Here is a 1,770-nt window from a genome sequence, read left to right as displayed (position 1 = left end):
CTCAGAAAATCAGTTCTTTAAAGCAAGCCCAAAAGATCCTTCTTATGGAGGATGGGAATGTAATTGCCGAAGGTACTCATCAAACGCTTCTCGCACGCAGTCCATACTACCGTGAAGTTTACATGTCCCAGCAAGAGGAGGCGGAATAATGGCAGAAAAATCAGGGCGTCCTCCCATACGACGCCATCAAGGCATCGGTACAGCGCCACCGAAGGTTGATGATATTCGTTCCACTTTAAAAAGGATCTGGCATTACATGGCAGATAAGAAGAAGCGTTTTTATACCGTCCTTGCCGTCATCCTCTTAAGTTCTTCCCTATCTCTTCTCGGTCCGTATTTACTCGGGGTCACGGTAGATTTAGCGATTGCTGAACCAAGTTCAAATGACGTGATCATCATGCTTGGATGGCTGCTGCTTATTTACGCTTTCCATTCATTGTTTTTGTGGCTTCAGAATTATTGGATGATTGGTATAGCGCAGGACACCGTGTACTCGATGCGAAATCACTTGTTTTCTCATTTGCAGCGGCTTCCCGTGATCTTTTTTCAGCAGCGTCAGCAGGGAGAGTTAATGAGCCGTTTAACGAACGATATGGAAAATGTGAGCCGAACATTAAATACAGCTGTTGTCCAATTTTTTACGAGTGTACTTACGATAATAGGGACAGTGGTTATTATGGTCTGGTTAAGTCCCATGTTGACTCTTATGACTTTGACGATCGTTCCTGTCATGTACTTTGGTATGAAGTGGATTACGAAGCGAACAGGAGAATTCTTTAAGAAGCAGCAAAACGATCTTGGTGAGGTTAATGGGTACGTGGAGGAAATGTTTTCCGGGCAGAATATTATTTCGATGTTTTCTAGAGAAGAAAGAGTGATTAAGGATTTTGAAGCAAAAAACGCTGCCTTAAAATACTCTGGTTACTGGGCACAAGTGTACACAGGATTTATTCCCAAACTGATGAATATGCTTAACAACGCGAGCTTCGCTATTATAGTCGGAGCGGGCGGACTGCTCGCATTAAATGGATTTATTTCCATTGGCATTATCGTTACGTTCACCACTTATTCTCGTCAATTCACAAGACCTTTAAATGACCTTGCTAATCAGTTCAACATGATTCTTTCGGCTGTTGCAGGTGCTGAACGGGTTTTCCAGATTATAGATGAATCAGAAGAGAAATCGGACGAAGAACAAGCGGAAGCGGCCGGGACTCTTATGGGCGATGTTGAATTCAGGGCTGTGGATTTTTCATATGAAGATAAGCAACAAACATTAGCCGACATTACCTTTGAGGCCGAACGCGGTCAGACAGTAGCTTTAGTAGGTCCTACAGGTGCTGGGAAAACAACAATCATATCTTTGCTCTCCCGTTTTTACGACCCTGATCAAGGCGAAATTTTAATTGATGGAAAAAATATAAAATCTATTACCCGGGACAGTTTGAGGAATCAAATGGGAGTGGTATTGCAGGATGCCACCATGTTCCATACAACCATTCGAGAGAATATTCGTTATGGCTGGCTGGAAGCTTCGGATGAAGAGGTAGAGGCTGCAGCCAAGGCAGCTCATGCACACGATTTTATTACAAGGCTTCCAAAAGGGTATGATACTTGGCTTGATTCAGATGGAGGAGGAGTTAGTCACGGACAGCGCCAATTGTTGTCTATTGCCCGTGCGATGATCGCTTCCCCGGCCTTATTAATATTGGATGAAGCTACGAGTAGCATCGATACCGTGACAGAAATGAAAATAAATGATGCTTTATC

1 protein-coding gene is annotated in these 1,770 nt (G+C 43.4%); it reads left to right on the top strand.

The features are described 5' to 3' along the window. Positions 1-148: 148 nt before the first annotated feature. Positions 149-1,770, top strand: a 1,622-nt coding sequence (locus WAM07_RS14875) for an ABC transporter ATP-binding protein (RefSeq protein ID WP_422168088.1), incomplete at its 3' end; no start/stop codon positions are given.

Origin of the sequence: Halobacillus sp. (assembly GCF_049282395.1) — a bacterium.
Taxonomy (GTDB): domain Bacteria; phylum Bacillota; class Bacilli; order Bacillales; family Halobacillaceae; genus Halobacillus.
The sequence above is the reverse complement of the archived record's forward strand: the minus strand, read 5'-3'. Positions and strand labels throughout refer to the sequence as shown.